Origin of the sequence: Vibrio sp. D54 (genome assembly GCF_021728075.1) — a bacterium.
GTDB classification, from domain to species: Bacteria; Pseudomonadota; Gammaproteobacteria; order Enterobacterales; family Vibrionaceae; genus Vibrio; species Vibrio alginolyticus.
The window spans coordinates 1-8,425 of sequence record NZ_JAKKCS010000034.1 but is presented as its reverse complement, the minus strand read 5'-3'; the positions used below and the strand labels follow the sequence as shown (position 1 = coordinate 8,425).

9 protein-coding genes are annotated in these 8,425 nt (G+C 40.9%); all 9 read left to right on the top strand.

The window, feature by feature from the left end:
- The first annotated feature begins 213 nt into the window (after positions 1 to 213).
- Positions 214 to 684, top strand: coding sequence for a hypothetical protein (locus tag L3V37_RS23310; protein ID WP_237307250.1), 471 nt, complete (start codon positions 214 to 216; stop codon positions 682 to 684).
- 95 nt (positions 685 to 779) lie between these two features.
- Positions 780 to 1,154 (top strand): hypothetical protein, encoded by a 375-nt coding sequence (locus L3V37_RS23305; protein ID WP_193288378.1) that lies wholly within the window; start codon positions 780 to 782, stop codon positions 1,152 to 1,154.
- 70 nt (positions 1,155 to 1,224) lie between these two features.
- Positions 1,225 to 1,398, top strand: coding sequence for a hypothetical protein (locus L3V37_RS23300; RefSeq protein WP_171387724.1), 174 nt, complete (start codon positions 1,225 to 1,227; stop codon positions 1,396 to 1,398).
- 140 nt (positions 1,399 to 1,538) lie between these two features.
- Positions 1,539 to 2,759 (top strand): hypothetical protein, encoded by a 1,221-nt coding sequence (locus L3V37_RS23295; protein WP_140090607.1) that lies wholly within the window; start codon positions 1,539 to 1,541, stop codon positions 2,757 to 2,759.
- 362 nt (positions 2,760 to 3,121) lie between these two features.
- On the top strand, positions 3,122 to 3,856 hold the full coding sequence (locus L3V37_RS23290) for a hypothetical protein (RefSeq protein WP_237307248.1): 735 nt from the start codon (positions 3,122 to 3,124) through the stop codon (positions 3,854 to 3,856).
- A gap of 210 nt (positions 3,857 to 4,066) precedes the next feature.
- Positions 4,067 to 4,924: a DNA polymerase gene (locus L3V37_RS23285; RefSeq protein WP_237307246.1), complete on the top strand. Its 858-nt coding sequence runs from the start codon at positions 4,067 to 4,069 to the stop codon at positions 4,922 to 4,924.
- A gap of 20 nt (positions 4,925 to 4,944) precedes the next feature.
- On the top strand, positions 4,945 to 6,393 hold the full coding sequence (locus tag L3V37_RS23280; protein ID WP_237307244.1) for an ATP-binding protein: 1,449 nt from the start codon (positions 4,945 to 4,947) through the stop codon (positions 6,391 to 6,393).
- Positions 6,394 to 6,629: 236 nt separating this feature from the next.
- Positions 6,630 to 7,289: a hypothetical protein gene (locus tag L3V37_RS23275; protein WP_140062845.1), complete on the top strand. Its 660-nt coding sequence runs from the start codon at positions 6,630 to 6,632 to the stop codon at positions 7,287 to 7,289.
- Complete coding sequence (locus L3V37_RS23270) at positions 7,267 to 8,388, top strand: XRE family transcriptional regulator (RefSeq protein ID WP_140062846.1); 1,122 nt, start codon at positions 7,267 to 7,269, stop codon at positions 8,386 to 8,388. The genes L3V37_RS23275 and L3V37_RS23270 overlap by 23 nt, the downstream gene beginning before the upstream one ends.
- Positions 8,389 to 8,425 lie beyond the last annotated feature (37 nt).

Sequence of the window (8,425 nt, the reverse complement as noted above, 5' to 3'; positions counted from 1 at the left end):
GAAATCCACCGAACCTATATTACCGCCGCCACCGTCGAGAAAATGTAGAAAACTGTGTTGGAAAGACAGGAACAGTACCGGAAAAGACAGGAAAAAACCCCTAGGCGTAACAAGCAGCAAAACGAATTTATATTATTGAATTGTAAGAGCCCTTACTGGATTCGTCCGGTAGGGGCTTTCTTATTTCTAGCTCAATGAAATAAAGGAGTTTCTATGAACCAAGCCAAAAACAGCAGGAAGAATGCAGGAGTTGATACATCTAAAGCCACGCCAGAAGGCAATCCATTCTCTACCATTCTCGAAACAGGTGAAGCACCCAAACTAGGAGCAAAAGCCCAAGGAAAAATCCTCTATGAAATTGCTCAACATAATGAGGACAAGCAGCTCTATTTTCGAATTGCCGGACAAAGTGGTGGGGCAGGATTGCATTCAAAACACTGGGTTCCACTTAACGAACTATTCCAGTTGATCGAATCTCAAGGTGATAACCCGTGGAAAAGTCAGGTCTATAAATCCCTATATCCTTCAGGTTCAGCCAATAACCAAGGTTTCTGTGCCTCAATAGTTAGAGACTTAGGTCTAGCCAAAAAGTCCGAATCATCAATTTATCTTCACGTACTAGGCGACGAATACCAACAGCTAAAAGCAGAGCTGTTAGCGCTCGCAGACAAGAAAACAAAATAACCCTTCCATTTATCGTCGTTGACGTCGTTTCGACGACGCCGACAGCAATCACTATCAAATTCTTCAATCAGTAAATCTAATAAGGAAATGTAGTAATGAAAAAACTACTAATCAGTGCGTTAGTTCTAGCTAGCTTTGGCTCATCAGCAGGTCTATTTAGTTCGGATACAGATGATGCAATCCAGACAATTAAAGAAGGCAGTCCAGATGGTTGCCCTTACGTAATAGGGGACATGATCGACTCGGCATTCACCAATGAAACATGGAAATCAGGTAAAACCAAATCGGGTCGAATCTTCGTGGATATTGAAGGTGATGTGAATTTCCGCAATCAAGAGCAGAAAGCATTTATGCAATTCGAAGTTGATGGGGATGAGTTCTGGCTCAATACATTGAAGCTAAATAACCAGTACCAAAGTCAGATGATGACTCGTAGCTTCGCAAATCATCTATGCGATTCAGTTAAGTAAGCTGGGGTATTAAATCGTTAAGGGTGATATCGAGAGGTATTGCCCTTCTTTACTTCCCAAAGGAGCAAACATGCAAAGCAGAACCTTTTCACAATCATCATCCCAGTCAAAAAAGAACACAGGTATTCGTGCTGCTAAAGTCGGTGCTGCTATTGGGGCTAGGTATGGTCCATATGGGGTACTAATTGGTGGTATAGCTGGCTTCGTAATTGGTGTCGTCGCCGACGAGGTTATAGATGATTGACGGACAAGTTAGGTGAGCAGGGGGTAACCTCTGCTTTTTTGTTGTTGTCGTTAGTTCGCTATACGTCGACGACGATACAACATTAAAGCTTTCAGTATCGTTACGGTATCATTGTTTTTTTGGATAAATCTTGAAGAACAATGAGTAAAGCTAGACAGCCATTTACGATAGATTGCAAAGATAAAGACTTACAAGTATTTGAGCTAAATATCGTAGAACATCATCCGGAGCTTAAACAGCTAAAAATAGGAGGAAAATTAAGCTACGAACATCCTCAATTCCATGAGCTTTCTATAAAGGTCAACGATATGCCCGGAAATAGTAAGCCCTATTGTATTTTTGCTATGAACCTTTTTGGGTTGGATGACATTGAAGAGTACTACTGGGAGTGTCAAACATTACTGGAAAGACCTATTTCTCAGTTAGTTAAGAATGACTCGTTAGAGTTGAGCGTAAGAGCCGAGATGCATCGAATTATGCATACGATAGAGTTTCGACACCCATACAATAATGAAGTCACTTTGATGGCTCGTGAGCTTGTCGAATTGGTTGAGCATTGTTGTTATGCATGGGACAACTGGTTGTTTACTGTGTTGAAAGCACAAATAGGAAATGAAGAGGCGATGTTCACTCCAGAGCTTCTTACCGAAATTCTTGATAAATGTTCTTATGTTGCAGACCAATTGGTTTTACTATCGAAGCTACCTGTAATGAATACAGGTGCATTCGAAGAGTTTCGTCCTAATCAAAAATACGCCTTACTAGCCAAATCCTTATTGCAGCTCTATCAAGACACAATTGTAAGCCATGTGCAGTGTTTAGTTGATGACCTGCAATCAGAGCTACTCACTACTATGGGATATGAGAAGTTATTGAGGATAGATACTAAGCGATATGTGGATATGGTGCTCTACTACGAGCTCTCTAAGCGTGCAGCAGAATTAGAAATGGAGCATACGGGTATCAAGTATGAACGAGAAGTGGAATTAAAAAGTCCCAATGCGTTTATCTATACTCGTCTACATGGTGGTTACAAAGCTAGCGATATCAGAGCAACGTATCGCTGGTTATTTATTAAAGCGTGGCTATATTCATGGTTAAAGGTTAATGCAGTGTCTGCCAATAAAGCAGCAGAAGAAATGGCAAAAAATGATCGCTTCTTTTATCTGGATAAAGTGAGTAGGAAAGTGGGGAAGGATGGTGTAGTTGAGTCTGATGATGAATGCTATGCCAGAAGACAGAAGCAACTCAATTCAGAGTTTAGTAAGTGGAAGAAGTATGATGGACCATTTGCTTATATATCAGATAGTTTGTTCAGTAAAAGTAGGAATGCTTACGAGAAATCACAACAGTCAAAGTAGCGTGAGTTAGATGCCCAAAGAGAAGCGAAAGCTTCTCTTTTTTTATGCCTGTAGCTTTTACAAGCACTTTGGAAATTATCTTCGTGGGGGAGCTGGTTAAATGTATTTCGTGGTTAGGAAAGAAGGTTCCAACGATAAGTTTGGCTATTGCAAGCACTTTGGAAATTCAACTCTACAACATTGCTGTTTAATGCAAACCAACGAGACGGAACGCCTTCTCGATGCTCTTTAACAATCTGGAAAGTAACGCTCTACGATTTTTGAATGTTGATTTAGCAACTTAATGGGTAGCTGAATGGCTGCCTATTGCGATGCTGAATTAAGTCGCATCAATTTCTATTGATAACTTAGGAGAGAATGAAATGAGTCTGATTAGCAAACTAGAAGCACAAGCAGAAAAAGTAGCGAACTTCAAAGCAAAAACACCAGTAAATGCCCTGCGTAACATGCCGCCTTCAGATGGTGTGCCATTTAAGGCTAAGTTCAACGTATGGCAAATGTTAGCTTTTGAACGTTTGAATGGAAACACGGGTTATAAGGAGACATATTACGTGGATGCTGATGTAGCTAAACAGTTGCCACAGAAAGAAATATCTCAGAAACATATTCATGTTTTGCAAACAACGAAAGGTGAGATTCGTTTTATTGCATTAAGTAAAAATCCAACAAACTCATGGAACGTCAGCAAATTGGATGCAGTTAAAGCGAGTGCAGAAGGCAAAGTTATCTCCCTCAAGCGCAATAAAGAAGCTGGTGTTTACGGATATTCGATAGAGCATGATATCGAATCTTTTGAGGTTGATATGACGCTAGCGGACAAAGTTTTTAACGAAACGTTTGGTGGAGAGTATCACATCGATTCTCTAGAACATCCTGTAGCTCAGGCGTTGTTGGAAAATAAAGGTGAGTTTGTTGACGTCGACGGCGGGGGTACTGAAAGTAATCAGGCAGATACCGACGCTAACAGATCTTATGATCCTTCGGAATATGGAATTTTCTCTGATGATCCAAAGCCGCTAGAGGAACCCGAAGAGTTAGACGAAATTGAAGATGAGATTGATATTGATGATGTAAGTTTCGATGACATTCCTGGATGAATTGCAATCGCACGTTATGGTCTTGGATCACATACCTATGCGCTGAATAAACAGTTACTTGCTCACTCAGCGCAAGGTTACCTACCTGACCATATCGCTAAAGAGGTTAAATCTGTTTCGAGCTTGCCACCATTGGATGTTCAACGTCGCATTACGCGGCATATAGAGCATATAAAGAGCAGAGAAGCGATTAGAGTAAATCATACTGCAATGCTTAAGCGAATTGGTTCGTACTCACAGAAAAAGTCGGGTACAAGCCAATTCGTAGCTAAGCAATATCAAGGCATTGTTAAAGCACTAAACACAGATTCTACCGGACATTGGTATCGTCCGGTCGTCTCGGCTTTTCATACTAAAACAGGTCGTGATCATGCTCTTGGTTCTTCTCTGAACCAAGTTCCTAAGCAGTACTGGAAGTCTGTACTAAGCCCACCTAAAGGCAGTGTTTATGCCCTTCTAGATTACCAGCAACAAGAGCCCATGATTGCTGCTTATTTTGCGCAATGTCGGGTGCTCATGAATTGGTACCAAAAGGGGGATATATACAAGAATCTCGTTCAGTTAGTTGGCGGCCAATTTAGCCGTGACCAGTGTAAGCAACTTCTCATTGGTCGATTGTATGGAATCGGTTATCGGACACTCGCTGAAAAACTGGGTATTACCTTGAGTCGAGTCAGATCTCTGTCTAATGAGCTATCTCGCCTTATTTACCCAATGGACCGCTATCTCGCTAAATCTGCCGATGTTATTCGGCAACAAGGTTTCGCTCGTTCCTTAGATTGGAAATACACCATTTCGGATTTGGACGGGCAACTCTCGCTAGCTAATTGGAAGATTCAAGCAACTGGTGCCGACATTATGCGCCGAGCCTGCCTACGTCTTGATGATGCCAATATCCCACTTCTACTCACTAACCACGATTCGTTCTTGGTGAGGTTAGAACAAGCACAATTTCAAAACCAATTGGATGCGGCAACTCAGGCTCTCACCGACGCCGCCGCCGATGTTCTAAATGGTTTCCGTTTAAAAGTGGCAGTCGAAATGACGGTGCCATCCCAAGAAAAATAGTATTAAAGGAGATTTTTACAATGGCTGATAAAAATGCATTCGCAGAGTTCTTAGAGCAGTTTACCCCTAGCGTAGTTAAGCAGGACGAGTCACGTACACCATATTTGATTGAGCATACCGGAGAGTCTAAGCAAGCTATCCCATTGGCTTCTGATAAGGGAGAGCAGATGCTGCGTAAGTTCGCTAAGCGAGTAGAACTAAGATTGGTTGGTAAAAACGTGAAAGATGCATTCGAGGAAGTCAAAGCTATCGCATGGGAGCATGAGCAGCCGTTGATTAAACCTCAAATTCGATATGGTATGGCTCCGGGAACTGAAACAGTGACCATTGACCTCTCGAACGGTCAGATTGCTCAACTTAGTGCTCAAGGTGTTGAAGTGTTGGATACAATGCCAGCTAGTAATGAGAATCTCTATTTTCAGCGACCGAGCTTTCAGTTACCAATGGTTACGCCTAAGTTGCCATGTGACGACACCAAATCAGCCTTGGCAAAGCTGAGAAAGTTCATTAATACCGACACGAATACTTTCTTCTTGCTGATCGCTTACATGACTTACTTAATGGCACATCCTAAGGCGAAAGGTGTTCCTTACCCTATCTTGATGATTCAAGGCGAAAAGGGTGCGGGGAAAAGCTTCTTCTGCAATAACGTGCTTCGTGGTTTGCTAGACCCAAGCGCTGTTTCAGCAATGGCTTTCCCTAAACAGAGTGATTTTGTTCTGACCATCAACGGTATGTCGCTAGTTGTTATTGATAACCTTAGAAGTTTGACCAAGCGACAAAGTGATTTGCTTTGTACCGTAGCTACCAAGGGAACAATGACGAAGCGAACACTGTACAAGACAGCAGAAGTAACGATGCTAGAACTACATAGCCCACTGGTGCTAAATGGTATTCATGATTTTGTTAAAGAATCCGACTTGGCTTCCCGTTGCCTCCGAGTCAACTTGGAACCGATGAATAAAGGCAATCGACGTCCTGAGCAAGAGCTGAAAGCTGAGTTAGAAGCATCTATGCCAGAGATATTCGGTGCCTTATTGACTCTTGCATCCAAAGCGTTGGCGGTATTGCCTGATGTTGAGGTGATGCACGAAGCGCGAATGATGGACTATGCCAAATGGATAGGAGCGCTAGAAAAAATCTGGAAACTCCCAGAGGGTAAGCTGCAAAAAGTGTACGCGAAGAATGTAGAGTCGTTGATGGCGTCGGGCATGGCAGATGATAGTCTAACGATTGCTTTTACGGCATTGCTTAAGAAAACTGGAGATGAGCCGTGGAAGGGCAAACCTTCCGAGCTTCTGAATAAGCTTCAAAAGTTTGAAGAAAGCATGTACCTACCTAAAGGTGCAGCGGCGTTGTCAGCAAAGATTAAGGGTCAAGAATCGAGTTTGAATGCGAATGGCATCTACTTCAAGTTTGGACGAGATGCAGAGCGTTACATAATGGTTTCAGATAAACCTTTGATTTAATCAACACATCCGGCATCGGTGGCTTTGGTCATCGGTGTCGGATTTTTTTGTTTTAGTGCTGCCGTCGACGACGTCAAAGCCTAGGTATAGAGCGTAATGTCTGTATAAATCGAATAATACTCACATTAAAAGCCAATTCATCAGTTAACAAAATTCATTTTTTGCCTCTTTCTAGTTGACTAAATTTCAAATCGGCAAGATAATTGGTTTACAAAATCAAAAAAGAGCCTGAAAGTATGAACATCGAACAATTCGAATCTCCATTTGTGTTGTGCCCCGAGTTACAAGAAGAGCATTTAGAGTTCGTATCTAAAAGAATGCTACAAATCGTTGAGATGACACTTCAATCTAATAGTTCAGAGTATGATGATAACTATACCTTTGAAACGAGTATTTTTGGTAGGACTCGACAGTTGTTCTTTAAATTGGCGGAAGATAAGTCTATCCCGTGGCTTACTATTGCCAGTAAAACTATGGACTACGTTCCTAAAATCTGTACTATCCCTGTTCGCGTTTTTAAAGACGACCCTTCTAATCCCAAAAAAGGAAAAGTTTTCTTTAAAAATGATTGTGAGCAATCTCAACTAACTCTTTTTGATGACCTTGAGGGGAATTCGATTGATTTAACTTGGCGTCTCTTTATTCAAGCTCCTGCTACTGTTGAAGATACAGGAAATGAGCTAGAAGATTTAGAGGATGACTATCGAGTCGTTCTAGTTGGATATGACTCAATTACAAAACAAATGAAATCTGTCTGGCAATCCAATTCAACGGCAAGGCATGTACCATATCCTGTCGAAGATGCACTTCCTGCTCCTGCTGAAGTGAAGAAAGTTGAAATTGAGCCATTGAGAGATAAAGAAGAAGTACCAAATGTGGCTGAGGACGATGTTTAGTAATCGCGAAGCATTAAGATCATATCGTGGTGATAAGTTACGACTTGCACGATTAGCTCAGGGGTTCTCATTGGAAGAGCTAGGCGAGTTATTAGCAGTAACTCGTCAAAATGTTCATAAAATGGAAGCTGGTCAAGAACCAACCGAAGAGCAACTCCCAATATTATGTAAACACTTAGACGTTAAAAAAGAATATTTTTATAGCGATAGAATAGCACCAGTTGTAGAAGAAGATTGTCACTTTAGAAGTTTACGTTCAAGAACTAAAACATTAACTAATATGGTAATGGCTAGAGCTGAGGTTTTGGATGAATTACTTCAAGGGGTCAGTAAATATTATCCAGCTAGAGAGGTTCTTCTTCCTGAAGTTTCAGATCTATCCTTTGAAAATATAAACGATATCGAAATAGCATCTGAGCGTCTAAGAAAAGAATGGAATATTGGTGATGCTCCCATCGGGAATTTAACGCTCTTAGCTGAAAATGCTGGTATTGTTATAGCTATTATCGAAGGTGTTGATGAAAAAGTTGATGCATTTTCTATATCAAGAAAGTGGCCATTAATAATCCGGAATAACGCTAAAGGTAGTCCTTGTCGGTATCGTTTTGACCTTGCTCATGAAATTGGTCACCTTGTTATGCATAGCGGAATTCAAACTGGTGATAAAGAAACTGAAAAGCAAGCAAACTATTTTGCAAGCTCTCTCTTGATGCCAAGAAGTCTATTTTTAAGTGCGACTAATAAATATCCATTGTTAAAAGGAACTAGAAGTTTAAACTGGAATAGCTTGAAGGTTCTAAAAACTTACTTTGGTGTAAGCTTAAAAGCATTGTTATATAGAGCAAAAAGTTTAGGTTTGATCTCTGAAGATAGAATGCGTTCTGGATATATATACCTTAATAAAAATGGGTACTCAAAGAATGAGCCTCTTGACGACAAAATTCCAGTTGAAGAACCTAGCTTAATTTCAGATCTATTCACTAAAATAGGTCCTGTAAATTGGCATAATTTATTGAAAGAAATAGGTTTGTCTAGACAGTTAGTTTCAAAACTATTTCCAAGTATAAAAATGCCTTCACCATTCATGGAGCTAGTTTAAAGAGCGTCGTCGTCGTACTAATCACTGTCAGCAACTA